Origin of the sequence: Erwinia amylovora (assembly GCF_017161565.1) — a bacterium.
In the GTDB taxonomy this organism is placed as follows: domain Bacteria; phylum Pseudomonadota; class Gammaproteobacteria; order Enterobacterales; family Enterobacteriaceae; genus Erwinia; species Erwinia amylovora.
Genome location: NZ_CP066796.1, coordinates 418,415 through 444,731 on the forward strand (window position 1 = coordinate 418,415; position 26,317 = coordinate 444,731).

Consider the following 26,317-nt stretch of genomic DNA (forward strand, 5'->3'; position numbering starts at 1 on the left):
TTGATAAGCGGTCGATTACAGGTAAAAGCGATTAACTTTCGCCCACCCGGCGTTGCCAGCCGTCTGCCATCGGCAGCGTTATCCTGCTGGCCGCCACAACAGAATTTGAATCGGTGCCGATGCTGTTGCGCGTCGGGCTTATGCAACCGGCTGATATTACTGAAGCCTGAATGAAAAGGACGCGAATTCCATAGTGGATCGCGCAGGTATAGCATGTTAATTCGTACCGAGATTGGCATTGATGCTGCCAGCATTGACGCCCTGCTGCGCCGTAGTTTCCCAACATCCGCCGAGGCTGAACTTGTAAAGCAACTTCGTGAAGACGGGTTATTAACCCTTGGCGTGGTGGCCACCGATGATGAAGGTCAGGTTCTTGGCTATGCGGCGTTCAGCCCGGTTACACTCAACGGTGAGGATCAGCAATGGGTTGGATTAGCACCGCTGGTTGTCGATGAGAGCGTACGTAAGCAGGGGATCGGATCGCGGCTGATTTACGAAGGGCTGGATACGTTAAATGAGTTCGGCTATGCCGCCGTGGTTGTACTGGGCGATCCGGCCTACTATGGGCGGTGTGGTTTTAAAACTGCGGCGGATTGCCAGCTGCGCTGCCACTTAGAAGGTACGCAACAGGTTTTCCAGGTTTATAAACTGGCGGACGATGCTTTCAAGGGCATAGCGGGCAATATCGAATACTCAGCACCGTTTAATCGACTTTGATCGCTAAGCCACTGAATGAGCGATAAAGGCTGCTGTTCAGCCAGCTGCAGCTTTTGCTGTCTTTTAAGCTGTTTGACGCAATATTCCAATTTTGAGGCCAGCGAACGGTCGCCCGCCGCGCAATGAAAAACCAGCTCCAGTGGCCCTTTGCCGCGCAGCGCTTTGGCACCTTTACCACGTTGGTGCTGGGCGAAGCGGCGCGCCACGTCAAGGGTGATCCCGGTGTAAAGCACGCCGCCAGCGGTGCGCACAATGTACAAATGCCATTCGGCAGGGGCAGCAGGACACATAGGTTACTCCGCGAAATGACAATCCTGGTACTGTAACCTAAAGTCAGGCAATCAGGCTACAAAACCGCGCATCCGGCGCTTATGCCGCACTGCCTGACCACAACACACTGATTAAGGATGAATGATGGCCACTCTGCAACTTTTACTCGCTTTTGCCAGCTATTTTTTTATCAGCTGCGCGATGGTGCTGGTGTTTTTGTTTATCTATATGCGCATAACACCGCATAACGAATGGCGTTTGATTAAGGAAAATAATCTGGCCGCGACGTACGGTTTTATCGGTGCATTGCTGGGTTACATTGTCCCCCTGGCAAGCGTAGCAGCTAACTCCGTCAATTTGCTTGATTACCTGCTTTGGGGCGCAGTAGCGTTGGTCATACAGCTGCTGGTTTTCACCGTCGTTCGTCTGTTTATTCGCGATATCAGTTTACGCATTGAGCAAAACCAGCGCGCCGCCGGATTATTCCTCGCTGCCGTCTCGCTTGGGGTCGGCATCCTGAACGCAGCCTGTATGACTTACTGACCACGGGACCGGCTTAACGCAGCTGGTGGATAACCTGGTTGCTGCTGCCGCGCCACAGCAGCGACGGGTCTTTGAGCGCCTTAATAAATTCCCCGTCTATCAGCACGTTGACCAGGTCGATAACGCGCAGCTGGCTGACGCTTAGCTCCTGCAGGCGGTAGCCGGTCCACATCCAGATATCCTTATTCTGGCATTCGCGCCTTACCCGGCTCAGCAGGCGTCGAACATCGGCCAGATTGGCCGGATGCAGTGGGTCGCCGCCGGATAACGATAGCCCCTGGCGGATAATGCGCGTATCGTTGAGATCTGCAATCAGCCGCTCCTCCATTTGCAGGCTGAACGGCGTTCCGGAGTCCACTCGCCAGGTACTTTGGTTGTAGCAGCCACGACAGCGATGCGCGCAGCCCGCAACAAACAGCGTACAGCGCGTGCCGGGGCCGTTCATCACATCCACCGCATAGTACTGATGAATATTCATCCAGCCCGGCCTTTACGCAGATGTTTCACCCGGCGTTTAACCTCTTCCTGCTTGCCGGCGTTAAACGGCCGTGCATCGGGGCTGCCGAGATAACCACATACCCGACGAGTAACCGAAAGGCGGCTACTGTCATGGTTAGCGCAGTTCGGGCAGGTGAAGCCTTTACTGGTGCAGGTGAACTCACCGTGGAAGCCGCATTGGTAGCATTGGTCTATCGGGGTATTCGTGCCGTAATAAGGCACCCGGCTGTAGCTGTAATCCCACACGTCTTCCAGCGCTTTAAGGTTGTGCTGCATGTTGGGATATTCGCCGTAGCAAATAAAGCCGCCGTTAGCCAATGGGGGGTATGCGGCCTCAAAATCGATTTTGTCGTACGGATCCACCTTTTTCTCTACGTCAAGATGGAAGCTGTTGGTGTAATAACCTTTATCGGTCACCCCCGGCACCACGCCGAACCTGGCGGCATCAAGGCGGCAAAAGCGATCGCACAGGCTTTCACTTGGCGTGCCGTACAGGCTGAAGCCGTAGCCGGTCTCCTGTTTCCACTGGTCAACGGCGGCGCGCAGACGGGCAACGATTGCCACACCTTTGGCGCGCAGCTGCGCATCATCGTAAGGATGCACGCTGCCGCCGCTCAGGGCATTCAGCGTTTCGTGAATGCCGATATAGCCCAGCGAGATGGACGCGCGGCCGTATTTAAAGATAGCTGCGACAGGCTCATCGGCCTGCAGGCGAACGCCACAGGCGCCCTCCATATACAGGATCGGTGCCACACGGGCTTTTACCTTTTCCAACCGGGCGATCCGCGTCATCAGCGCTGTTTTGGCCAGCAGCAGGCGCTGGTCGAGCAGCGCCCGGAAACGGTCTTCATCCCCGTGCGCTTCCAGCGCAATACGCGGCAGGTTGAGGGTAATAACGCCGATATTACAGCGACCGTCGTGAACTGGCTTTCCGTCTTCTTCGTAAACGCCAAGGAAACTGCGGCAGCCCATCGGCGTTTTAAACGACCCGGTCACCGCGACGACCTGTTCGTAGTTAAGGATGTCGGGATACATACGTTTGCTGGCGCATTCCAGCGCCAGCTGCTTGATATCGTAGTTGGGATCGCCCGGATGGCGGTTAAGCCCGGTTTTAATGGCAAATACCAGTTTGGGGAAAACCGCAGTTTTATGATTTTTACCCAGCCCGGCAATGCGGTTACGCAGAATCGACTGCTGAATAAGGCGTGCCGCCCAGCTGGTGCCAAGGCCAAAACCGAAGGTGACAAACGGTGTCTGGCCGTTGGCGGTATGCAGCGTATTAACCTCATACTCCAGCGACTGAAAGGCATCAAAGCACTCCTTCCCGGTGCGTGAGCGGGCGTAGGCTTCGCTTTCGGCAATCTGCCATTGATGAGCAATGGCGCGATGCCTTGCCAGGCTGGCGTCAACAAACGGTGCCAGCACTTCATCAATGCGATTAATGGTAGTGCCGCCGTAAATATGGCTGGCGACCTGTGCAATAATCTGTGCGGTAACGGCGGTGGCAGTAGCGATCGATTTCGGCGTTTCAATGCCGGCATTGCCCATATTGAAACCCCGGGTCAGCATGCCGTGCAGGTCGATCAACATGCAGTTAAACATCGGGAAGAACGGCGCGTAGTCAAGATCGTGATAGTGGATCTCGCCGCGTTCATGGGCATTAACCACATCGCGAGTAGCAAATGCTGGCATGCATAGTGTCTGGCGACAATTCCGGCTAACAGATCGCGCTGGGTGGGGATAACCTTGCTATCTTTGTTTGCATTTTCATTTAACAGCGCGGGCTGGCTCTGTTCAATCAGACCACGGATCTCACGATTCAACCGTCCCTGGCGCTCTCGTGCCACATCGCGGTCGTGGCGATATTCCATGTAACGGCGCGCCAGTTGTGGATAGCGCCCGGACATCAGCAGGTTCTCCACCGCCTGCTGTACGTCGGCAATTTCGACCCTCTGACGAGCGCTCAGTAAGGCACTTACCCGGCTGGCGGCGTTGGCACAGTAATCATCATCATCAATTTTTGCCGCTTTTGCCGCAGCGCGTATGGCGGCTTCGATACGTGCCTGATCGAATGCGACCTGACAGCCATCGCGCTTAATTACCTGATTTGCCACTGTGACTCTCCCGTTGGTTCAACTACATATAGTCCTTGCGGTCAAATTAATATCTATATATGGTATTTTGCTGCACATCAGCTGATGTTTTATTGACCTGAAGCAAAGCCGGGGCAGAGGGGCAAAAAAAGTCAGCGCGGGTGTATCAGTCATCAGCAGGCTGCAGCCGTGCGATATTTTTTTGCCATCCTCGCGTGCGGTGGCGGTTGCATTCGACCACGGGGAGTCACTACTATTGCCGGTTGCCGTAGAGTAAAACCATTTTGCTCTTGTTACTCAGGGATACTGCCCGATGTCGTCCGTTGCTTATAATGAAAAACAGATCACTCGCTGGCTCGGTGCGCGCACCGTGGCCCGGGCGCGGGATCTGATTGCCAGCGTACGGCATATTCAGTGGCAGAATACCCTGCTAACCGGGGAAGTACCGGGACGAAAAGCAGAGCCTTATAGCGTGATGGTTCATTTCAGTCGTCCTCAGGGCAAGCTTCACGCCAGCGGCGAGTGCAGCTGTGCGGTCAAAAACAACTGCAAACATGTGGCTGCGCTCATGTTAGCGAATCTGCAACCGCATCAGTCGCAGTCTGCCGTCGCCATTGACACCATCCGGGCGGTGCCGGTGCCGGTGCTGCAATTACAGTCACGGGCGAAATTTATCAGCGGCTACGGTCATTATGGCCATCGTCAGAAACGCCTGGATTTTGCCTCGGTCAGTTTTGACTATGCCGGGGTAAAGGTGGATGCCGGTAGTCATGCCGAGAGCTTTGCCGACCGCAGCGGGCAGCGTTTTCACGTTCAGCGTCACATGGACGACGAGCAATTCTGGCTGGCACAGATAGCCAGCGCCGGGCTGAACAGCATCCCTTCCGGGCATATTTACACGCCAGCCCCGCTTCCTGCGGCGATATTCGCGCCGTCGTCGTCTTCACAGTGGCGTGAATTTATCAAAATCGGGTTGCCGGCTCTGCGTCAACGCGGCTGGCATGTCAACATGGACGATGACTTCACCTGGAATATCACCGAAGTAGAAGAGATCGAAGGGCGTGCCATAAAGGGTGAAGATGGCTGGTTCGATCTTGAACTGGCGATGAAAATTGGCCGACGACGCGTGCGGCTGGAACCGCTGCTGGCACGTTTATTTGCACGCGACCGCCGCTGGATGTCCGCTAATCTCACGCAGATCCCTGACGATGAACAAATTGAAATACGTGATGAACGTCAGCAGCGCCTGGTGTTCCGCGCTTCCCAGCTCAAGCCGCTGGTGGGTAACCTTATCGACCTGTTTACCCGTAGCGATGCGCAGCCGCTGCGCCTCGCCGCCTGGGATGTCGGTCGTCTCAGCGAGGTGGACGATCGCCGCTGGGTATTTGACGGCGAAAATGCGGTTTATCAACTGGCGCAGCGGCTAAGCGGTCATACTGGCCTACCGCCGGTCGCGCCGCCGGTTGGGCTACAGGCAACGCTGCGCGACTATCAGCAACAGGGTGTAAACTGGATGCAGTTTCTGCGTCAGCACCAGCTGGCTGGCGTGCTGGCTGACGATATGGGCTTAGGCAAAACGATTCAAACGCTGGCGCATCTGCTGCTGGAAAAAGAGGCCGGGCGGCTCGATCGCCCGGCGCTGATCGTGGTGCCGACCACGCTGGTGCATAACTGGTGCTGCGAAGCCGCACGCTTTGCGCCAGGATTGAAGGTGCTGGCGCTGACAGGCCCACAGCGCAAGGAATTCTATCAGCGACTTGAGCAGTATGACGTGGTGTTCACCACCTACTCGCTGCTATGGCGCGACCAGGATCAGCTGATGGCTCACGACTACCACCTGCTGATCCTGGACGAAGCGCAATATGTCAAGAACAGCTCTTCGCGTGCGGCGTCAGCGATCCGTATGCTGAAAACGCGCCATCGCCTGTGCCTGACCGGCACCCCACTGGAAAATCACCTTGGCGAGCTGTGGTCGCAGTTTGATTTTCTGTTGCCGGGTTTCCTCGGCAGCGAACGCGATTTCACCCAGCGCTGGCGCATTCCGGTGGAGCGGCAGGGGGATAAAGTGCGGCGCGATCTGCTGGCGAAACGCGTGCGGCCGTTTATGCTGCGTCGGCGTAAGCAGGAGGTGGCGAAAGAACTGCCGCCTAAGAATACCATCGTGCGCAGCGTGGTGCTGGACGGCGCGCAGCGCGAACTGTATGACCATGTTCTTAAAGCAATGCAGGATCGCGTGCAGCTGGCAGTACAGCAACAAGGAGCGGGGCGCAGTCACCTGCTGGTTCTGGACGCTCTGCTAAAGCTGCGCCAGATCTGTTGCGATCCGCGTTTGCTGGCCGATGCGCGCGCGGAGAAAGTGCGTCATTCGGCCAAGCTGGCGCTGCTGCGCGAAATGTTGCACGACCTGCTGGCGGAAGATCGTCGTATTCTGATCTTCTCGCAGTTCACCACCATGCTGACGATCATCGCCGGGGAACTGCACAAGGCGCGTATTCCGTTTGTTACGCTGACCGGTGCTACCCGGGACCGCAACGAACCGGTACGAAGTTTCCAGCAGGGCGAAGTTCCGGTATTCCTGATTAGCCTGAAGGCGGGCGGCGTGGGGCTGAACCTGACGGCGGCAGACACGGTGATCCATTACGATCCCTGGTGGAATCCGGCGGCGGAAAATCAGGCGACCGATCGCGCCTGGCGTCTTGGTCAGGATAAGCCGGTATTTGTTTACAAGCTGATCGCTGCGGGTACTATCGAGGAGAAGATCGTCGCCTTACAGCAGCAAAAAGCCGATCTTGCCGAAGAAATCCTTAATGATGAGCTAAGCGAGCCTGCCAGCTTCAGCCAGCAAGATCTCAGCGACCTGTTCGCCCCATAGTCAGCCAGATCCCTCTGGTTTCATCATGCCTGACTGAATACGTCATGCTAACTGTGTTCTGAGGAAGTACCACCAAAAAGGATTTTTACTATGCTCTGGTCACCGTGCCGCATACTGACTGCTTTTAGTGCCATTTTGCCGCTGTGCGTGGCTGCGGTGCCGGCAGGAGATCTGCCGCTGATGCCGTGGCCACAGAAGGTAGAACTGGCCGCCGATGGAGCCAGCCTCAAGCTGGTTACTCCGCTGGACATGCAGGTAAAAGGCGATGATCTGCACGAAGCCCTGCCGCGCTGGCAGCGGCGTCTGGCGCGTCAGACGGGTAAAGCGTATTACCCGCTTTCTGCCCACGCCACGCCGCTGCAAATCCATATCGCAAACCGGGTCGCCCCTGTTCCCCAGCCTGACAGCGATGAAAGCTATCGTCTGGTGGTCAGCCGTGACGGCGTGCGTCTGGACAGTGCCACGCGTTTTGGCGCCATGCGCGGTATGGAAACGCTGTTGCAGCTGGTTCAGAATGGGGCGCTGCCGCTGGTGACTATTGATGACCGCCCACGTTTTCCGTGGCGCGGCATGATGATTGATTCTGTCCGTCACTTTATGCCGGTGGAGACCCTGAAGCGGCAGATTGATGGCATCGCCGCAGCGCGCATGAACGTGTTTCACTGGCATCTGACCGATGACCAGGGCTGGCGCTTTGCCTCCCGCCACTTTCCGCAGCTCCAGGCAGAAGCCAGCGATGGCCTGTGGTACAGCGAGCAGCAGATGCACGATATTGTCAGCTATGCCACCGATCGCGGCGTGCGGGTGGTGCCGGAGATAGACTTACCCGGCCATGCATCCGCGCTGGCGGTAGCGATGCCGCAGCTGCTGGCCATTCCGGGGCGCTATCAACCGGAGCGCGGCTGGGGCCTGTTCAAACCGTTACTTGACCCGACCAACGAACATGTTTACCGGTTTATTGACCAGCTGGTCGGCGAGGTGGCGGCGATCTTCCCCGACCCGTATTTACACATTGGCGGCGATGAGGTGGACGATACGCAATGGCGGCAATCCGAGCGTATCAGCCAGTTTATGAAGCGACAAGGACTGAGGGATGGCCACGCTCTGCAGGCTTACTTCAATCAGCGGGTGGAGAAGATCCTGGCAAAACACCAGCGCCGCGCCATCGGCTGGGACAAAATGTATCACCCCGATCTGCCACGCAGCATTCTGATCCAGTCCTGGCGGGGAGCCGATGCGCTGGGAGAAATGGCGAAAAACAACTACCGCGGCATCCTGTCCACTGGTTTCTATCTCGATCAGGCACAGCCAGCCGCTTTTCATTACCGCAATGAAGTCTGGCCGCAGGGGCTGAACGGTGCCGATCGGGTGAGAGCAGGGGAAACGGCGCAGAGTTGGCAGTTTAGCTTACCCCGTCTGAAGGGCGAGCCGCTAAACGGCAGTTTTACCCTGATTGACAGCGCGAGCGGATGGCGTGGCTTTATCGATTTTGCCGGACGGTCGCGGCGCATGGTGCAAAACATGCGCTGGCTTTCGCCCACACAGTTAACCTTTCGTGTTGACAGCTGGATGGGCAATCTACAGCCGGTACTGACTTTGGCGGGCGACAGCCTGAACGGCTACTGGCGTATTGGCAATGTGCGATATCCGACCACGGGCAGCCGGCTGGCGCAGATCCCACAGGGCATAAAACCGGCCTTACCTGATGAGGCGCAGCTCAGGGAGAATCTGCTGGGAGGGGAAGCGGTGTTGTGGAGTGAGATGGTTGATGAAAACATCATTGATATCCGTTTGTGGCCACGGGCGTTTGCCGTTGCCGAGCGACTGTGGTCGGCAGCGGATGTCACTGACGAAAAAAATATGTATCAACGGCTGGCGGCGGTGGACAACTGGTCGGCGGTATCTGTGGGCCTGCAACAGCATACACAAATTCAGCTACAGATGATGCGCCTTGCCAACGGCAACGATATTGCACCGCTACACATTTTTGCCGAGGCGCTGGAACCAGCGCAGTCCTGCACGCGTCAGCATCTCAAGCACCGCGCCGGGCATTCAACGCTGGCCGAACCTCTTAATCAGCTGGCGGATATCTTGCCCAGCGAGAGCAACAAGGTTCGGGAACTTGACCGCCGGGTGGATGCGCTGATTGCCAACCGTGGTGACCGTCAGGCGGCGCTGGCGATACGTCGTCAGCTCGAGCTGTGGCAGAACAATATCCTACAGGTTGAGCCTCTGCTGGCGAGCAATCCGCCGTTGCGGCCGCTGTTACCGGTAGCAAAGCAGGTGGGGGCCATCAGTAAGGTGGGGCTGTCACTGGTCGATGCGATGGAAAATGAGCGCATTTTCGGCGCGCGCGAAGTGGCGAAGATGCAGCAGTTACTCGATGCTGAGGCGCTCAGGCAGAATGAATGGGTGATCGCGCTGCTCTACCCGATTGAGAAATTGCTGTGGGCAGATAAATAACCGTCGGGAAAACGACAGGGGATAGCCAACGACGGCTGCGCGCACGCTGCGACATCATGGGGGGAGATGATCCTCCGCCCCCATGTCGTGCTTAACGCCGAACGGCAATCGCTTCGATTTCGATTTTCACATCTTTTGGCAAACGCGCGACTTCCACGCACGAACGTGCCGGGAAGCTCGCCTGATGCTCGCTGAAAAACGCTTCGTAGGTCGCGTTTACCGTAGTAAAGTCATTGAGATCTTTAACGAATACCGTTGTTTTGACGATATCGCCAACCTGTAAACCGGCCGCTTCAATAATCGCCTGTACGTTTTCCAGCGACTGGCGTGTCTGGGCGGCAATATCGTCCGCGACCGTCCCGGTTCTGGCGTCGACCGGGATCTGGCCAGAGGTGATGATCATACTGCCGAGATCCACGCCCTGAACGTACGGGCCGATGGCGGCTGGCGCTTTATCGGTATTGATTTCGCGAAACATTTTTTCTCCTGAAGGTGTCTGGGATGATCCCCTGCCAGCCCGAAGCTGGCACGGCGTTGTTAACGTCACTTCCATGATGTTGGCTGGCGCGGGGCACTCACATCCTGCCCGCCGTTGCCATCAATTGCAAACGGCAGCGATCAATCGCTTGCCATCACCACCTGGTGCGTGAACTCTTTTTCGCAATATTTGCACTTCAGATGCAGTTCATCCTGGCGCTGTTTTACCGTGAAGCTGGAATCAACCGGCTCGGTGCGGCTGATGCAGTTGCTGTTCGGGCAGGTCAGCACGCGGTCGATGCGCTCCGGCAGCGTGGGGGAGATTTTCGCCACCACATTGTAATCATCGATGCGGTTTACCGTGGCGTGCGGAGCGTACACCGCCAGCTGATTGACCTGATCGTCAGTCAGAAAGGTATCCTCAATTTTAATCAGGTCTTTGCGCCCGCCCTCACCGGAGGGCAGATTCAGGCCGATAGTGATGCGCTGATCGGTCTCCGTCAGGCGGAACAGCGACAGCAGCTTAAAGCCAACGTGCGCCGGAATATGGTCAATCACCGTACCGCGTTTAATCGCCTCAACCTGCAGTTTATTGTCTTGAGTCATGATGATCTCCTCTTACAGAGCCGGTTCACTGTTGAGTACCAGCGCCAGCAGCGCCTGGCGTGCGTAAATGCCGTTGCCAGCCTGCTGGAAATACCAGGCGTGCGGCGTGCTGTCGACGTCGTTGTCGATTTCATCAATACGCGGCAGCGGATGCAGCACCTTCATATTGTCACGCGCACCGTTCAAATCCGCAGCGCGCAGCACAAACTGCGCTTTGACATTGGCATATTCCGAGGGATCCAGCCGCTCTTTCTGCACGCGCGTCATATACAGAATATCCACCTGTGGCACTACCTCCTCAATGCTGTCGTGGCGCGTCCAGGCAATGCCTTTTTCGTCCAGCATATCGGTGATATAAGCCGGCATCGCCAACGCATCCGGGGCGATAAACCAGAAGCGGTTGCCGTCAAATTTCGCCAGCGCCTGAGCCAGCGAGTGCACGGTACGACCATATTTCAGGTCGCCAACCATCGCGACCTGCAAATGGCTCAAACGCCCCTGGGTTTCCTGAATGGTAAACAGGTCGAGCAGCGTCTGGGTTGGATGCTGGTTGGCTCCGTCCCCCGCGTTCAGTACCGGCACGCCGCCGGAAAACTCGGTTGCCAGTCGGGCGGCCCCTTCTTGTGGATGGCGCATCACGATGGCATCCACATAGGTGCTAATCACCGAAATAGTATCGGCCAGGGTTTCGCCTTTCTTCCCCAGAGAGGTATTACCGCCGTCGGCAAAGCCCACCACCGACGCCCCGAGGCGGTGCATGGCGGTTTCAAACGACAGGCGGGTGCGGGTTGAGGCTTCAAAGAAGCAGCTGGCAATCACTTTATGCTTCAACAGTTCCGGCTGCGGGGCCGCTTTCAGGCTGGCGGCGGTGTTCAGCACCAGCTCCAGCTCAGTACGGTTGAGATCGTTAATGGAAATAATATGTTTGCGATATAGCGGATTGGCCATCTTCACTCTCCTCTGTTGCCCGTCATCATCGGTTTGGCAGCACGACGGGGCGAGTCTCTTTTGCACTGAATCAGGGGCAAAAAAAAGCCCCTCTGTGTGAGGGGCATTTCATAACGATCGGTGATGCCTGATGCAGAAAACGGCGCAGCCCACCGGCAATCGGGCGCGTTGGTGAGGGATCAGTTTTGCGATTCAGTTTCATGCATCCTCCCGGCAAACGGGGTGCATTATACGCATTCATCGGCGTTCAGCAAGCGAAAAAGAGAGCGAGGTGATCGTTTGCTTCGGCGGGATTACTCCTGCTTTGACAGCGTGGCGACCATCACCGCCTTGATGGTATGCAGACGGTTTTCCGCCTGATCGAACACCACGCTGTGCGCGGATTCAAACACTTCATCGGTCACTTCCATGCCGCCGTGCAGATCGTACTGCTGCGCCATCTGCTGACCGAGCAGGGTCTGATCGTCGTGGAAGGCGGGCAGGCAGTGCAGGAACTTCACCCGGGGGTTTCCCGTCGCCTGCAGCAGCGCCATATTCACCTGGTACGGACGCAGCAGGGCAATGCGTTCATGCCATACTTCTTTGGGTTCGCCCATCGAAACCCAGACGTCGGTATAAATAAAATCAGCGCCTTGTACCCCTGTGGCAATATCTTCCGTCAGGGTGATTTTCCCGCCGTTGTGCTGTGCCACATCCCGGCATTCGGCCACCAGCGCTGCATCCGGCCAGCAGCTTTTTGGTGCCACCAGGCGCAGATCGAGGCCGACCAGCGCTGCTGCTTCCAGCAGGGTGTTACCCATATTGTTTTGCGTATCACCCACATAGGCCAGCGTCATCTGACTAAAGGCTTTCCCCGGCAAATGCTCCTGCATCGTCAACAGGTCGGCCAGCAGCTGGGTAGGGTGGAATTCATTGGTCAGCCCGTTCCATACCGGCACGCCAGCGTGTTCGGCCAGCGATTCCACCAGCTGCTGGCCGTGTCCGCGATACTGAATGGCGTGATATATGCGGCCAAGCACGCGTGCGGTGTCTTTAATCGACTCTTTATGGCCGATCTGACTGCCGCTTGGGCCAAGATAGGTGACGTTAGCGCCCTGATCGAATGCGGCAACTTCGAAAGAGCATCGGGTACGAGTCGAGTCTTTTTCGAAGATGAGCGCAATGTTTTTGCCTGTCAGATATTGAATCTCTTCGCCCTTTTTCTTAGCGAACTTCAGGCGGGATGCCAGCGCCAGTAAGCCATTGATTTCAGAGGGGCTGAAATCGAGCAGCCTGAGAAAGTGACGTTGATATAACGGATTCATGGAGCACTCCGGATAACTTTTAGTGAATTTAAATTCAATTTAACGGTATTAATATGCATATTCAACCCCCACATGCAGAAACTTTCGTTTAAAGGTAGTGGCGCAATCAGCACTGTGGGAAAATACGTGAAATAATGCCACTACGAGGAACGGATCATGGCTAACGAAGCATTACTGGAAGAGCAGCGCGAAGAGACGCGGCTGATTATTGAAGAACTGCTGGATGATGGCAGCGACCCGGACGCGCTGTATACCATCGAGCACCATTTTTCCTGTGACAGTTTTGATGCGCTGGAAAAAGCGGCGGTGGAAGCCTTCAAGCTGGGCTACGAAGTGACCGAGCCGGAAGAGCTGGATCTGGAGGACGGCACAAAAGTGATGTGCTGCGATATTCTTAGCGAAGGCGCGCTTAATGCCGAGCTGATTGATGCTCAGGTTGAGCAACTGGTGGATGTTGCGGGTAAATTCAACGTTGACTACGATGGCTGGGGCACCTATTTCGAAGACCCGGACGCGCAGGACGAAGACGATGAGAATGATGCACATTTAGACGGCGAAGATAACGGCGTGCGCCACTGATGGCGAACTGGCCGGGCTTGCCCGGCCAGGATCCACTTTTTTGCGTTAATCTGTTAAATCCCGCTCCCTTCTTGCCCTTCATTCACCGTTTTCTACAGTGCTGCACTCAGCCAGCCTGGGTCGACGTAGCCGTCCAGCCTTGCTCTCTGCTGGAGGCAGAACGGGCGATCTTCTGTCACTGCTTTAGTTGCCTTCGAAGTGCGTCATTAGCAGCATGACCTCGCGCTGGCGGCGGCGATATCACCGCATGACATCAATGTAAGGGGACGGCAATGGGGGAAACCGGGGCGCGGATTATCGCGGGACCGGACAGCGAATTGCGTTTTCACAGCGGCGTGCCGTTATGTCATTGACGTTGTGTTTCACAGCGCTTTCAGCATGGTCACTTCACAATCCACATGGCCGGTGGCCCCCATCGGCCCGTCGATATGGCTGAAGCCAAGCTGTTCATACAGGCGAATGGCACGCGTCAGTGAGGCGGTGGTTTCGAGATAGCAGCGCTTGAAACCGCACTGGCGGCCATAATCCATAGCCTGGATCGCCAGACGATGTGCCAGGCCAAGGCCGCGCACGGCGGGCAGGAAGTACATTTTCTGCAGTTCACAAACATCGGCATCGCTGCCCACCAGCGGGGCTACGCCGCCGCCGCCTACCACCTTGCCCGCCAGTTCGACTACCCAGTAAGCGCTGTTGTCCTCGCTGTAGAGTTGGTAAAGATGGTCAAGATTAGGGTCAGAAACCGTGTAACCTTTGTCCGCCGTCAGGCCAAATTCTGCCGACACCGTGCGAATAACGGCGGCTATATGCGGGTTGTCAGCGCGGGCGATTGGGCGCACGCGCAGGGTGGTTTGCATCGGGGATGTCATAGGTTTTGCTCACGGTGTTTCGGTTGCCGACAAATGTAATAACATTGGCGGTATCTGGATGCAATGCCGGTTGTTGGCACCGGGTGGCCATTTCTAATTGACCACTGCCGCCATGAGGTGATGATATCACCTCTGTTCAGCTTACCAAGTTCCGTAAACTCCTACCCTAATGGACAAAACTTACATTTCTACGGAAAACCATCGATCTCTTTTTGTCGCACAACAGAAGCTTTGTGTTTTGGCTTCTCATTTACTCAATGATCTTATCTCTATCAGTTGCCGACTTATTAATGTCGTTTAACGAGAGCAAGCCCTGAAGAGGTAAAGGTGTTTTGTGCTGTTTGTATCAGATGTAATGACTGGTCATCGCCATTAAGAATTTCGATATGAGCATCACATTTTGAATGAAGCACTTGACTGTTTACAGGTGGGAAATCGATACCAATGGCTAACATTTTCACGATCGTTATTATCGGCAACTGAGCTTTTCTTAAGCTGGAGTTTACATCGCCAAATTTGAAACAGGATCCAACTCTGTCATAGATCAATGCGCTTACCTGGCGCATGCCACAAATCCTTCGCTATCCGGCACGGCGGTTTTACCCATTGCTATGCCAGTTTCATCATCTCCACCACAGAAACACATCAAGTATATAACTCCGCACTCACCATAATGACGGCTTCATTCAAAGAAAAATTTCGCAATGAGATGCTGTACTCCGTCAATCGACAGTTTTTCAACTGTGTTGAACAGAGTCCGTCAGCAGTAACGTTGTTCACAACAATCTGCAACTGGGAGAATGTATATGGATCTGAAATACTTCGCTAAGATCGCTGCATCCATCGCCGATCAGACCCGTCAGCAACTGAAACAAGAACGCCAGCGTTATCTGTACAGTGGCCGCGAATTTGATACTAAAGACGATCTAAGCCCGGTCACCCTCATCGACCGTCAGGTCGAACAACTGATACGCGGGCAGTTAACCCAGGCGTTCCCCTCCCACGGCATTTTAGGCGAGGAGTTCGGTGCCAGCGCTCATCATGGAGAATGGGTGTGGGTTATCGACCCTATAGATGGGACCAGACAGTTTATCGCTGGCGTTCCGGTTTACGGAACATTGTTGGCGCTGTGTCGCCACGGTCGGCCCGTGGTCGGGATCATTGATATTCCTGCACTGGACGAGCGCTGGATCGGCATTGCCGGGTACCCCAGCACTTTGAATGGCTACCCCGTTACCACTCGCTCCTGCAAATATCTGTCTGATGCTCTTATGTCCACGAGCAATACTGAGTTTGTACTTCCTGAGCATCTGGCCGGCTACAACCATCTGCTCACAGCCAGCAAATGGCGCATCTATGGTGGCGCTTGCTATGCCTATGGTTGCCTGGCTTCCGGTCGTCTCGATCTCAGCGTCGATAGCGGAGGCATGCGTGAAGTTGATTACTGCGCAATGGTACCGATCATTGAAGGCGCTGGCGGCAAAATCACCGACTGGGAGGGTGAACCACTCACCATGTATTCCGGCTCCAGCGTAGTTGCGGCTGGCGATCCTCAACTGCATGCGCAAGTGCTTTTAGCGCTTTCCCGCCACAATAGTTCGCCATCTCCCCTCCTCAAGTGACAGGGGTAACAATATGATTAAATGGATAAAGTCAGCCCCGGAGCAACCATTACTTGCAGATAAAGAGCACGTTGATGATACGTATCGTTATTGGCGTATTCAGATCATGCTTGGCATGTATGTTGGCTATGCCGTGTACTACTTAACCCGTAAAAGCTTTAACTACGTGATGCCGGAGATGCTGCAAGATCTGGGATTCACCATTGCGGACGTCGGGCTGATCAGCACGCTATTTTATTTTATGTATGGCGCTTCACGTTTTATTTCCGGGGTGCTAAGCGATGCTGCTAACCCGCGTTATTTTATGGGCATCGGTTTGATTCTGACAGGAGTGCTGAATATTTTGTTCGGTGTCAGCTCATCGTTATTCGCCCTGATCGTGTTATGGATTGCCAATGCGTTCTTCCAGGGGTGGGGGTGGGCTCCTTGTGCCAAACTGCTCACTAGCTGGTATTCGCGCAATGAGCGGGGATTCTGGTGGGCAGCTTGCAATACATCGCACAATGTTGGCGGGGCTGTTATCCCCCTGTTGGCCGGTGTGTTGGCTGTTCATCACGGCTGGCGCTACGGGATGATCGTGCCGGGGGTTATTGCCATTATAAGTGGCTGCTTTCTTTGCTTTCGCCTGCGCGATCGCCCAGCTTCAATGGGGTTGCCGTCGGTAGGACGCTGGCGCAGCGATAGACAGGAACTCGATCAAGAGCAAAAAAGCGCAAAACTGCCTCTGATGTTGATGTTGAAAAAATATATTTTTTTCAATAAATACATATGGTTGCTTGCCACATCATATGTATTTGTTTACGTTGTGCGCATTGGCATTAACGACTGGGGTAACCTGTATCTGACACAAAATCATGGCTTCTCGCTGGTGAAAGCTAACTCAGCGTTGACGATGCTGGAAGTCGGCGGCTTTATTGGCACTATCGTGGCTGGCTGGGGCTCTGATAAGCTGTTTGCGGGTAACCGGGTGCCCATGAATATCATTTTTATGATCGGTATTTTGCTCAGCGTGCTTTTGATATGGCTGTTACGTATTGATAGCTATGTGTTTAATGCCATCTGCTTTTTCTTTATCGGTTTCTTCATCTTTGGCCCCCAGATGCTGATTGGTATGGCAGCGGCAGAGTCCTCCCACAAAAATTCAGCAGGAGCTGCGACCGGGTTCGTTGGCATCTTTGGCTATCTTGGTGCCGCTCTGTCGGGATGGCCGCTGGCTAAAGTGTTGGAAAGCTGGAGCTGGGATGGCTTCTTCGTTGTCTTGTCTGTAACAACCTTAGCTTCAACGCTCCTGTTATTACCTCTGGCCATCGAACCACGGCGCGCAAAGCCCGAAGCTGCGGATGAAAGCTGACTGCGGCTCACCTCTTTATTGGGGTTAAGCAAACAGTCATTCATTTCGTCATTCAATTTTTGGTCGTGGCGCGGTAGGCGCGAGGCGTCGATCCTGTCATGATTTTGAACTGACGGCTGAAAGCACTGTGATCGGTATAGCCGCATTGTAATGCAATATCGGTGATGGGCAGATCGCTGGCCAGCAGTTCGCTGGCCTTTTCCAGCCGCACTTTGTGGATCATCTGGCGCGGCGTCAAGTGGAAAATACGTTTGCAGTAGCGCTCAATCCGCGCCACGGAAAGACCGGTCAGCACCTTGAGTTCTGCCATCGCGATCGGTTTGTCATAATGCTGGCGAATATAGACGTCCAGCGCGGCCAACTGCTGATAGGCCGGGTGATTAGCCCTGGATTTTTGCAGATCGTGTGAGATCCCAGCCATGCCGATAATCTTGCCCTGCCGGTCATACAGAGCCAGTTTTTGCGTCAGGCACCAGCCGGTTTCACGGGCGCTATAGAGGTGCATCTCCAGCCGATCCTGGATTTGCACCCCCTGGCGTAATACACGCAGATCCTGCTCGGTGTAACCGGAACCCAACTGTGCCGGAAAGACGTCGGCAGAAGTTTTACCTAACAACGGCGTGACGGTTTTAAAACCACAACGTTTGGCTAACGTGAGATTGGCCAACAGATAGCGCGCCTGCAGATCCTTAATAAAAAAGACCACATGGGGAATAGCGTTAAGCAACGGAGCGATTAATGCAAATGAATTCAGTACGCTATGCAACGAACAGGGGCGCTGTTTTGCCAGCCCGTCACATAACAGGGTAAGCTGATCGGCAGCAAAGTACTCTTCCTGCTGGTGCCCGGCAACGCAGAGAACGGGCGGTGAAGCCTTAAGGCTGGAAGTTAATTGCATAGCAAACCTTTTCATTAAGCGGTATATGAGTGAGTTTTAATGAAGTGGATAATAATTAACTGCTTTATTACTTATCGGGCAAGGGCCTGCTGATAAATATGCCGATTAGCGCATACTTTTGTCGTTTATAATGATTGCTGAATAATGCTTTAGAAATCCCAATCCACTAACCTAATAATGGATTGATGAATAATCAATTTGGCGAGTTGCCAGCTGGAAGTCTACGCAAACCAAAAGGTTTGCACTGGCGATGGAATAGGATGCGGATCCCGGCATTGCCATTGCCGGAATAGATTAAGCCGCAATAAGACTGTTTCGGTCAGTTTGATGCATAAGCCGGCGGATCCTTGATTCGATCCGCCGTCACTATTACAGTGCGGCGATCACCGCCTGCTGCTCGGTCAGCCTGGCTTTGGCCAGTGCAAAATCGTGCAGGCGTTCACGCTCTTTCGCCACCACAGCTTCAGGTGCGCGCGCCACAAACCCTTCATTATCCAGCTTGGCGCTGATTTTCCCCATCTCCAGCTCCAGCTTAACCACCTCTTTCGCCAGGCGCTCCAGCTCGGCGGTCTTATCCACCAGGTCGGCCATTGGGATCAGCAGCTCAGCGCCGTCCACCAGTTTGGTGACGGCAACCGGGCCTTTCTCACCGGCAGGCAGCAGCTCCAGCGTAGTCAGGCGCGCCAGGGTTTTCAGGAAGTTGTGGTTATCATTAACGCGACGAACCACCTCATCGCTGGCACCGCGCAGCAGAACATCCAGCGGTTTGGCCGGAGAAATGTTCATCTCGTTACGGATATTGCGCACCGCCACGATCGCCTGCTTCAGCCACTCGGTATCGGCCATGGCCACTTCGTCTGCCTTGCTGGCGGAGAATTCCGGCATCGGCTGTAGCATGATGGTGTCGTCGCTGATGTTTTTCAGCACTTTCACCCGCTGCCAGATGGTTTCAGTGATAAAGGGAATAATCGGATGCGCCAGGCGCAGCAGGGCTTCCAGGACATTGACCAGCGTATTGCGCGTGCCGCGCAGATGGGCTTCGCTGCCACCATTCATTACCGGTTTGGCCAGCTCCAGATACCAGTCGCAAAACTGGTTCCAGGTGAACTCATACAGGATATTGGCGGCAATATCGAAACGATAGCTGTCCAGCGCTTCGCGGTAAGCTTTCACCGTGCGGTTAAACTCGGCGAGGATCCAGCGATCTGCCAGCGACAGCGCCAGTTCGCCGCCGTTGAAACCACAGTCGTGATCTTCGGTATTCATCAACACGAAGCGGCTGGCGTTCCACAGCTTATTACAGAAGTTGCGGTAACCTTCCAGGCGTTTCATGTCCCAGTTGATATCACGTCCGGTTGACGCCAGCGCCGCCAGAGTGAAGCGCAGCGCATCGGTGCCGTGCGGTTCAATGCCGTTCGGGAACTGCTTCTCGGTGCGCTTGCGGATTTTCTCCGCCAGCTGTGGCTGCATCATATTGCCGGTGCGCTTCTCAAGCAGATCTTCCAGCGAGATACCGTCAACCATATCCAGCGGATCGATCACGTTGCCTTTCGACTTGGACATTTTCTGCCCTTCATCATCGCGGATCAGGCCGGTCATATAGACGGTTTTGAACGGCACCTGAGGCTTGCCGTTTTCATCTTTGATGAAGTGCATGGTCAGCATGATCATGCGCGCAATCCAGAAGAAGATAATGTCGAAGCCGCTCACCAGCACGCTGGTCGGGTGGAAGGTGCGCAGCGCTGCGGTATTTTCCGGCCAGCCGAGGGTGGAGAAAGTCCACAGGCCGGAAGAGAACCAGGTATCGAGCACGTCTTCATCCTGAGTCAGTACCACATCCGCAGCCAGATTGTTTTCGGCACGCGCTTCTTCTTCGCTGCGAGCAACATAAACATTGCCTGCAGCATCGTACCAGGCCGGAATGCGGTGACCCCACCACAGCTGGCGCGAGATGCACCAGTCCTGAATATCGCGCATCCACGAGAAGTACATGTTTTCGTACTGCTTCGGTACGAACTGGATTTCGCCCTGTTCCACCGCTTCCACCGCCACTTTCGCCAGCGGGGCAGTGCGTACGTACCACTGATCGGTCAGCATCGGTTCGATAACCACGCCGCCGCGGTCGCCGTAGGGAACGGTCAGATCGTGCGGTTTGATCTCATCCAGCAGGCCGAGTGCATCAACCGCCGCGACGACGGCTTTACGTGCTGCAAAGCGCTCCAGCCCACGGAATTCCGCCGGGATGGTGGGCGCGAAGACGTCAGATTCTTCGCCGTTGGTGTCGTAAACCTGGGCGGAATCACGAATGTCACCGTCGAAGGTCAGAATATTGATCATCGGTAAACGATGACGGCGGCCGACTTCGTAGTCGTTGAAGTCGTGCGCCGGGGTGATTTTCACGCAGCCGGTGCCTTTCTCCCTATCCGCGTGTTCGTCGCCGACGATGGGAATACGGCGATCCACCAGCGGCAGCACGAGGAATTTGCCGATCAGGTCTTTATAACGCGGATCTTCAGGATTGACCGCCACGCCGGTGTCGCCGAGCACGGTTTCGGGGCGGGTAGTGGCGACCACCAGGTAATCTTTGCCGTCAGCGGTTTTAACCCCGTCGGCCAGTGGATAGCGGATATGCCACATGGAACCTTTGGATTCGCGGTTTTCCACCTCCAGGTCGGAAATGGCGGTGCGCAGTTTCGGGTCCCAGTTCACCAGACGTTTGCCACGGTAGATCAGGTTCTCTTTGTGCAGGCGAACGAACACCTCTTTTACCGCGTTCGACAGGCCGTCATCCATGGTGAAGCGCTCGCGCTCCCAGTCGACGGAGTTGCCCAGGCGGCGCATCTGGCGGGTAATGGTGCCGCCAGATTCGGCTTTCCACTGCCAGATTTTTTCTATAAAGGCATCCCGGCCGTAATCCTGGCGGGTTTTACCTTCTTCGGCCGCGATCTTGCGCTCAACCACCATCTGCGTGGCGATGCCCGCATGGTCAGTCCCTGCCTGCCACAGGGTGTTTTTACCCTGCATGCGCTGGTAGCGGATCATGGTATCCATGATGGTCTGCTGGAAAGCGTGGCCCATATGCAAGCTACCGGTCACGTTCGGCGGCGGGATCATGATGCAGAAGCTTTCCTCGGACGTATTGCCATGCGGTTTAAAATAGCCCTGTTGTTCCCAGTGCTCGTAAAGCGGCTGCTCGATATCTTGCGGGTTATATGTCTTTTCCATTTCTGCTATGTCTTAGGCAATGGGGGCGTTGCCGTATTCAAGTGGAAGCCAACGCTGCGATACGCTTTGTAGCGGTCGCGCGCCAGCTGTTTCAGGGATGCTTCATAGGGTACGAAGTCTATCACCTCATAGAAAGCGGTGGCAAAATCTGCAAACTGCGGCAGCAGGCTGATCAGCAGGTCGCGCGGCGCATTGCCGCGACGCTGTGGCCAGGCCAGTTCGACCGGGGCGCCGTACTTCGGTCCTTCACCTGCCAGATTATGCGGTACAAAGGCGCTGGCCGGGCGCTGCCACAAGGCTTCGTCCAGCCGGATCGCCTGCACTTCGTCTTCACAGGCGATCAGCACGCGCTTTCCTTCTCGCCAGCGGGCCTCGGCCAGGGAACAGACCAGCGCTTCCTGAGCGCTCAGTCCGTCAACCGGGATGTCGGTTTCCAGCAGATAGAAAGTTGCGTTTTTCATTCAATGATGCCTGTTACTCAATAAAACGGGTGGAATAAAGGTCACCGGGTGACGGCAATGTGGGAAAGCAGGCCGCCAGCTCATCGCTGGCGGCCTGACACACGCACCATCCGGGCTGAACGGGTTAATCGTCGCCGTTCAGCCCGGCCCGGTTCAGCAGGAATTGCGACAGCAGCGCCACCGGCCGCCCGGTCGCGCCTTTGGCCTTGCCGGAACGCCAGGCGGTGCCGGCCACGTCCAAATGCGCCCAGTTGTACTTACGGGTAAAACGCGCCAGGAAGCAGGCGGCGGTGATGGCACCGCCCGGGCGGCCGCCAATGTTGGCCATATCGGCAAAGTTGGAGTCCAGCTGTTCCTGGTATTCGTCGGCCATCGGCAGACGCCATGCGCGGTCACCGGCCTGCTCGGAAGCGCCGATCAATTCGTGCGCCAGCGGATTGTGGTTCGACAGCAGGCCGCTGATATGGTGGCCAAGCGCGATCACGCAGGCGCCGGTCAGCGTGGCGACGTCAATCACCACTTCCGGTTCGAAACGCTCAACGTAGGTCAGCGCATCGCACAGCACCAGGCGGCCTTCCGCATCGGTATTCAACACTTCCACCGTTTGACCGGACATGGTGGTGAGTATATCCCCGGGACGATAAGCGCGCCCGCCCGGCATGTTTTCACAGCCGGCCAGCACGCCAACCACGTTCAGCGGCAGATTCAGCTCGGCGACCATGCGCATCACGCCGTACACCGAGGCAGCACCGCACATATCGTACTTCATTTCGTCCATTGCTTCGCCCGGTTTCAGCGATATGCCGCCGGTATCAAAGGTAACGCCCTTACCGACCAGTACGATGGGGCGCGCTTCCGCATCCGGGTTGCCTTTGTACTCAATCACCGACATCAGGGATTCATTCTGCGAACCCTGGCCCACGGCGAGATAGGCGTTCATACCCAGCTCTTTCATCTGCTGTTCGCCGATTACGCGCGTAGTGATATTTTTGCTGTAGGCATCCGCCAGCTGACGCGCCTGAGAGGCAAGGTAAGCAGCGTTACAGATATTTGGTGGCATATTGCCAAGGTCTTTCGCTGCCTTAATGCCAGAAGCCACGGCCAGGCCGTGCTGGATGGCGCGCTCGCCGCTGGTCAGTTCACGGCGCGTAGGCACGTTGAACACCAGTTTACGCAGCGGGCGACGAGGTTCGACCTTATTGCTTTTCAGCTGGTCGAAGCTGTACAGCGCCTCTTTTGAGGTTTCCACCGCCTGGCGCACTTTCCAGTAGGTGTTGCGCCCTTTGACGTGCAGCTCGGTCAGGAAACACACCGCTTCCATTGAACCGGTATCATTCAGCGTATTGATGGTTTTCTGGACAACCTGCTTGTACTGGCGCTCGTCCAGCTCCCGCTCTTTGCCGCAGCCAATCAGCAGGATACGTTCAGAAAGAATATTGGGCACATGATGTAACAGCAGGGTCTGGCCGACTTTACCTTCCAGTTCGCCACGACGCAGCAGGGCGCTGATATATCCATCGCTGATTTTATCCAGCTGTTCAGCAATGGGTGACAGCCGGCGCGGTTCAAACACGCCCACAACGATGCAGGCACTGCGCTGTTTTTCCGGGCTACCGCTTTTTACACTGAACTCCATGTACTCTCCTGAATCTTAAAGACAACGGCGCCTGCTGCGGCTAGAATGGTTCGCTTGTGTAACCTACGGGCTGGCGCAATACGTCGTTGTCAGATTGAGTTTTGGCGAGAACGTTTGTTTTTGCCTCACCAAAACGCGATTATTGTCATACTATTTTAGCTATGACGTGGGCCATTGATGATAAAAATGGCGTATAAGCGATGAAACTAGCGATTTTCCTGCAAAAAGACAAGTTTTCACAGGCGTACTCAGTGTGATTATCATTAGATATCTGGTCCGGGAAACGCTCAAAAGCCAACTGGCTATCCTGTTTATCCTGCTGCTGATCTTCTTTTGCCAGAAGTTAGTCAGGATACTGGGAGCCGCGGTGGATGGCGAGATCCCTACAAATTTAGTACTGACATTATTGGGCCTTGGCGTGCCGGAAATGGCGCAGCTGATCCTGCCGTTAAGCCTGTTTTTAGCCATTCTGATGACGCTTGGCCGGTTATATACCGAGAGCGAAATCACGGTGATGCATGCCTGTGGTTTGGGCAAAAGCGTGCTGGTAAAAGCCGCGATGATCCTGATGCTGTTCACCGCGCTGCTGGCGGCGCTCAATGTCGGCTGGCTGGGGCCATGGTCGGCCCGCTATCAGAATGAAGTGATGCAAAACGCCAAGGCTAACCCCGGCGCGGCCGCGCTGGCGGCCGGGCAGTTTCAGCAGTCGGCCGACGGGCAATCGGTGCTGTTTATTGAAAACGTGAAAGGTAACACCTTCCGCAACGTTTTCCTCGCGCAGCTGCGGCCAAAAGGTAACGCGCGTCCTTCCGTAGTGGTGGCCGAACAGGGCCGTATGGAGCAGCGCGTCGACGGATCGCAGATCGTGACGCTGGACAGCGGCACCCGCTTTGAAGGCACTGCGTTACTGCGCGACTTCCGCATTACCGATTTCAAAAACTATCAGGCGATTATCGGCCATCAGGCGGTGACGCTGGACCCTAATGATTCCGAGCAGATGAGCCTGGATACCCTGTGGCATTCTGACAAGCCCGATTTTCGCAGCGAGCTGCACTGGCGTCTGACGCTGGTGTTTTCGGTACTGATTATGGCGCTGATGGTGGTGCCGCTTAGCGTGGTCAATCCGCGTCAGGGGCGCGTGCTGTCTATGCTGCCAGCGATGCTGCTGTATCTGGTGTTCTTCCTGCTGCAAAGTTCGCTGCGCTCCAGCGGCGGCAAGGGCCGCATCGACCCGGCTGTTGCGATGTGGGCAGTTAACCTCGCTTATCTGGCGCTGGCCGTGCTGCTGAATGCGTGGGACACGGTGCCGATGCGCCGTCTGCGCGCGCGCTTTAATCGCGGAGGATCGGTCTGATGTTTGGCGTTCTTGACAGATATATCGGTAAAACGATTTTCAACACCATCATGGCAACCCTGTTTATGCTGGTATCGCTCTCCGGCATCATTAAGTTTGTCGACCAGCTACGCAAAACCGGGCAAGGTGAATATACCGTTTTAGGTGCCGGCCTGTACACGCTGCTTAGCGTGCCTAAAGACATTGAGATCTTCTTCCCGATGGCGGCGCTATTAGGTGCGCTGCTGGGGCTGGGAACACTGGCGCAGCGCAGCGAGCTGGTGGTGATGCAGGCTTCGGGTTTTACCCGTATGCAGATTGCAGCCTCGGTGATGAAAACCGCCATTCCGCTGGTACTGTTGACGATGGCTATCGGTGAGTTTGTTGCTCCTCAGGGCGAACAGATGGCGCGCAATTACCGGGCGCAGCAGCTGATGGGCGGTTCGCTGCTCTCCACCCAAAGCGGGTTATGGGCAAAAGACGGCGATAACTTTATCTTTATTGAACGCATGCGTGACGATAATCAGCTTTCCGGCATTAGTATCTACCACTTTGACCCCCAGCGTCGCCTGAAGACGGTGCGCTATGCGGCCTCCGCAAAGTACAACGCTGATAAAAAGCTGTGGGAGCTGGCGCAGGTCGATCAGTCTGATCTGAGCGATACACAGCAGATTAACGGCAACCAGACGCTAAGCGGCGAGTGGAAAACCTCCCTGACGCCGGACAAGCTGGGCGTGGTGTCGCTGGACCCGGGGGCGCTGTCGATCAGCGGCCTGTACAGCTATTCGAAATACCTGAAGCAAAGCGGCCAGATGGCCGGGCGCTATCAGCTGAATATGTGGAGCAAAATCTTCCAGCCGCTGTCGGTAGCGGTGATGATGCTGATGGCGCTGTCGTTTATTTTTGGTCCGCTGCGCAGCGTCTCAATGGGCATGCGTGTGGTTACCGGTATCAGCTTTGGTTTCCTGTTTTACGTGCTGGATCAGATTTTCGGCCCGCTTAGCCTGGTGTATAACATTCCGCCGATCCTCGGGGCGTTGTTGCCCAGCGCGGCGTTTTTCGCTCTCAGTGTGGCGATGCTGGTTAAACGGCGATAGCCTTTCAGGGGTTATTCCTGTGCTGGAAATCAGCCGGGCTTCGGCATTGCTTAACGCCGCCTGGGGGGCAACGGTCAGGCCAGGATCAACATCTGGTCAGGTTCAGGTTCAGTTTCAAGGGCGTTTCGGCCGCCTTGCAGGCGGTCGGCAAGGGGGGCAGTCGCCCACACCCCTTCATCCCGCGCTTGCGGCTGGCGCAGCGCCCACTGGCGTGGGTTCCCACAGCCCGTCCGCTTTCCTGCCGCACCGGTCGTGAATCGATATCCTGTCTTTGCACGCCCTTGCGCCGACGTCCTGTCGGCTTAGGCTGGAAATCAGCCGGGCTTCGTCGCTGCTTAACGCCGCCCGGAGGTCCAGGTCAACGGCCAAACGAAGGTCAACGGCCAGGTCAAAGTGGAAATCCGGATGCAGCAACTCTAAACGTGGGTCAGCATAAGAGATCAAACGCCATAAGTTGC

21 protein-coding genes and 1 pseudogene are annotated in these 26,317 nt (G+C 55.6%); 9 read left to right on the top strand and 13 right to left on the bottom strand.

Features of this window, described 5'->3' with window-relative positions; translation table 11 throughout:
• Window positions 1–213: 213 nt before the first annotated feature.
• Window positions 214–717: a GNAT family N-acetyltransferase gene (locus JGC47_RS01965; RefSeq protein ID WP_004155137.1), complete on the top strand. Its 504-nt coding sequence runs from the start codon at window positions 214–216 to the stop codon at window positions 715–717.
• Here the strand turns inward: JGC47_RS01965 and JGC47_RS01970 are convergent.
• Window positions 642–1,007 carry a GIY-YIG nuclease family protein gene (locus tag JGC47_RS01970; RefSeq protein WP_024015140.1) on the bottom strand — a complete coding sequence of 122 codons (366 nt, stop codon included), beginning with the start codon at window positions 1,005–1,007 and terminating at the stop codon, window positions 642–644. The genes JGC47_RS01965 and JGC47_RS01970 overlap by 76 nt on opposite strands.
• A 124-nt stretch (window positions 1,008–1,131) precedes the next feature.
• Here JGC47_RS01970 and JGC47_RS01975 point away from each other — a divergent pair, with 124 nt between their 5' ends.
• Complete coding sequence (locus JGC47_RS01975) at window positions 1,132–1,530, top strand: DUF350 domain-containing protein (protein ID WP_004155140.1); 399 nt, start codon at window positions 1,132–1,134, stop codon at window positions 1,528–1,530.
• A 13-nt stretch (window positions 1,531–1,543) separates the two neighbouring features.
• Here JGC47_RS01975 and nrdG read toward each other — a convergent pair whose 3' ends face one another.
• Window positions 1,544–2,008, bottom strand: a complete 465-nt coding sequence (nrdG, locus tag JGC47_RS01980) for an anaerobic ribonucleoside-triphosphate reductase-activating protein (RefSeq protein WP_004155141.1) — start codon at window positions 2,006–2,008, stop codon at window positions 1,544–1,546.
• A pseudogene (nrdD, locus tag JGC47_RS01985) lies at window positions 2,005–4,085 on the bottom strand (anaerobic ribonucleoside-triphosphate reductase). The gene nrdG and the pseudogene nrdD overlap by 4 nt, the downstream one beginning before the upstream one ends.
• Window positions 4,086–4,434: 349 nt before the next feature.
• On the opposite strand from nrdD, the gene JGC47_RS01990 reads away from it, so the two are divergent.
• Both JGC47_RS01990 and JGC47_RS01995 read left to right on the top strand, forming a co-directional pair.
• On the top strand, window positions 4,435–6,993 hold the full coding sequence (locus JGC47_RS01990) for a DEAD/DEAH box helicase (RefSeq protein ID WP_004155145.1): 2,559 nt from the start codon (window positions 4,435–4,437) through the stop codon (window positions 6,991–6,993).
• Window positions 6,994–7,083: 90 nt separating this feature from the next.
• The gene (locus JGC47_RS01995; protein WP_004155146.1) at window positions 7,084–9,456 is read left to right on the top strand and encodes a beta-N-acetylhexosaminidase; all 2,373 of its coding nucleotides are present in this window, start codon (window positions 7,084–7,086) and stop codon (window positions 9,454–9,456) included.
• A 91-nt stretch (window positions 9,457–9,547) separates the two neighbouring features.
• Here the strand turns inward: JGC47_RS01995 and ridA are convergent, their stop codons facing one another.
• The 4 genes from ridA to argF all read right to left on the bottom strand — a co-directional run bounded on the left by ridA (window position 9,548) and on the right by argF (window position 12,791).
• Window positions 9,548–9,934, bottom strand: coding sequence for a 2-iminobutanoate/2-iminopropanoate deaminase (gene ridA / locus JGC47_RS02000; protein WP_004155147.1), 387 nt, complete (start codon window positions 9,932–9,934; stop codon window positions 9,548–9,550).
• Between the two features lie 140 nt (window positions 9,935–10,074).
• Window positions 10,075–10,539, bottom strand: a complete 465-nt coding sequence (gene pyrI / locus JGC47_RS02005; protein ID WP_004155149.1) for an aspartate carbamoyltransferase regulatory subunit — start codon at window positions 10,537–10,539, stop codon at window positions 10,075–10,077.
• Window positions 10,540–10,551: 12 nt separating this feature from the next.
• Complete coding sequence (pyrB, locus tag JGC47_RS02010) at window positions 10,552–11,487, bottom strand: aspartate carbamoyltransferase (RefSeq protein WP_004155150.1); 936 nt, start codon at window positions 11,485–11,487, stop codon at window positions 10,552–10,554.
• Window positions 11,488–11,780: 293 nt separating this feature from the next.
• On the bottom strand, window positions 11,781–12,791 hold the full coding sequence (gene argF / locus JGC47_RS02015) for an ornithine carbamoyltransferase (RefSeq protein WP_004155151.1): 1,011 nt from the start codon (window positions 12,789–12,791) through the stop codon (window positions 11,781–11,783).
• A gap of 156 nt (window positions 12,792–12,947) precedes the next feature.
• Here argF and rraB point away from each other — a divergent pair, with 156 nt between their 5' ends.
• Window positions 12,948–13,370, top strand: coding sequence for a ribonuclease E inhibitor RraB (rraB, locus tag JGC47_RS02020; RefSeq protein ID WP_004155152.1), 423 nt, complete (start codon window positions 12,948–12,950; stop codon window positions 13,368–13,370).
• 362 nt (window positions 13,371–13,732) lie between these two features.
• On the opposite strand, the gene JGC47_RS02025 is transcribed toward rraB, so the two are convergent.
• Both JGC47_RS02025 and JGC47_RS02030 read right to left on the bottom strand, forming a co-directional pair.
• On the bottom strand, window positions 13,733–14,236 hold the full coding sequence (locus tag JGC47_RS02025; protein ID WP_004155153.1) for a GNAT family N-acetyltransferase: 504 nt from the start codon (window positions 14,234–14,236) through the stop codon (window positions 13,733–13,735).
• A 287-nt stretch (window positions 14,237–14,523) separates the two neighbouring features.
• A complete protein-coding gene (locus JGC47_RS02030) occupies window positions 14,524–14,802 on the bottom strand; it encodes a hypothetical protein (protein WP_013036268.1) in 279 nt (92 codons plus the stop codon).
• A 240-nt stretch (window positions 14,803–15,042) separates the two neighbouring features.
• Here JGC47_RS02030 and JGC47_RS02035 point away from each other — a divergent pair, with 240 nt between their 5' ends.
• Together JGC47_RS02035 and uhpC are read left to right on the top strand one after the other, a co-directional pair.
• A complete protein-coding gene (locus tag JGC47_RS02035) occupies window positions 15,043–15,858 on the top strand; it encodes an inositol monophosphatase family protein (RefSeq protein WP_004155155.1) in 816 nt (271 codons plus the stop codon).
• 13 nt (window positions 15,859–15,871) lie between these two features.
• The gene (gene uhpC, locus JGC47_RS02040; protein ID WP_004155156.1) at window positions 15,872–17,209 is read left to right on the top strand and encodes an MFS transporter family glucose-6-phosphate receptor UhpC; all 1,338 of its coding nucleotides are present in this window, start codon (window positions 15,872–15,874) and stop codon (window positions 17,207–17,209) included.
• A gap of 52 nt (window positions 17,210–17,261) precedes the next feature.
• Here the strand turns inward: uhpC and JGC47_RS02045 are convergent, their stop codons facing one another.
• The 4 genes from JGC47_RS02045 to pepA form a co-directional block, all read right to left on the bottom strand.
• Window positions 17,262–18,107 (bottom strand): AraC family transcriptional regulator, encoded by an 846-nt coding sequence (locus tag JGC47_RS02045; protein ID WP_004155157.1) that lies wholly within the window; start codon window positions 18,105–18,107, stop codon window positions 17,262–17,264.
• A 369-nt stretch (window positions 18,108–18,476) separates the two neighbouring features.
• Window positions 18,477–21,332 carry a valine--tRNA ligase gene (locus JGC47_RS02050; RefSeq protein WP_004155159.1) on the bottom strand — a complete coding sequence of 952 codons (2,856 nt, stop codon included), beginning with the start codon at window positions 21,330–21,332 and terminating at the stop codon, window positions 18,477–18,479.
• Window positions 21,333–21,337: 5 nt separating this feature from the next.
• The gene (locus JGC47_RS02055) at window positions 21,338–21,793 is read right to left on the bottom strand and encodes a DNA polymerase III subunit chi (protein ID WP_004155161.1); all 456 of its coding nucleotides are present in this window, start codon (window positions 21,791–21,793) and stop codon (window positions 21,338–21,340) included.
• A gap of 124 nt (window positions 21,794–21,917) precedes the next feature.
• Window positions 21,918–23,429 (bottom strand): leucyl aminopeptidase, encoded by a 1,512-nt coding sequence (pepA, locus tag JGC47_RS02060; protein WP_004155162.1) that lies wholly within the window; start codon window positions 23,427–23,429, stop codon window positions 21,918–21,920.
• A gap of 253 nt (window positions 23,430–23,682) precedes the next feature.
• On the opposite strand from pepA, the gene lptF reads away from it, so the two are divergent.
• Both lptF and lptG read left to right on the top strand, forming a co-directional pair.
• Window positions 23,683–24,783: an LPS export ABC transporter permease LptF gene (gene lptF, locus JGC47_RS02065; protein ID WP_004155163.1), complete on the top strand. Its 1,101-nt coding sequence runs from the start codon at window positions 23,683–23,685 to the stop codon at window positions 24,781–24,783.
• Complete coding sequence (gene lptG / locus JGC47_RS02070) at window positions 24,783–25,859, top strand: LPS export ABC transporter permease LptG (RefSeq protein ID WP_004155164.1); 1,077 nt, start codon at window positions 24,783–24,785, stop codon at window positions 25,857–25,859. The genes lptF and lptG overlap by 1 nt, the downstream gene beginning before the upstream one ends.
• The last annotated feature ends 458 nt before the right edge of the window (window positions 25,860–26,317 follow it).